Annotated in this window: 1 protein-coding gene; it reads left to right on the top strand. The window is 73.6% G+C overall.

What is annotated here, in order from left to right; translation table 11 throughout:
* The coding region (locus tag ACOADB_RS07535; RefSeq protein ID WP_378597347.1) for an amidase family protein at positions 1-417 on the top strand (417 nt) is incomplete at both ends.

The raw sequence follows: 417 nt of genomic DNA, 5'->3' as shown, positions 1-417 counted from the left end.
GGCGTACCGACCGCGATCAAGGACCTCAACCTCACCAAGGGCGTGCCGACGGCCTTCGGGTCGCCGGCGTTCGCGGACTACGTGCCGGACGTGTCCGACGCGGTGACGCTGTCGATCGAGGCGGCCGGCATGGTCAGTCTCGGCAAGACGAGCACGCCGGAGTTCGGGTCACCCTGTTACACCGAGCCCGAGGGGCGTCCGCCCGCCGTCACGCCGTGGGACGTCACCCGGATGGCCGGGGGCTCCTCGGGTGGCGCGGCGTCGGCCGTGGCCGCCGGGCTGATCCCGGTCGCGCAGGGCTCCGACGGCGGCGGCTCGATCCGGATCCCGGCGTCGTGCTGCGGCCTGGTCGGGCTCAAGCCCACCCGTGGACGGATCAGCGGCTTCCCGATGTACGGCGACCCGGTCGGCCTCGCT

It is taken from the genome of Nocardioides sp. CPCC 206348 (genome assembly GCF_048654705.1).
GTDB lineage: Bacteria > Actinomycetota > Actinomycetes > Propionibacteriales > Nocardioidaceae > Nocardioides.
The sequence above is the reverse complement of the archived record's forward strand: the minus strand, read 5'-3'. Positions and strand labels throughout refer to the sequence as shown.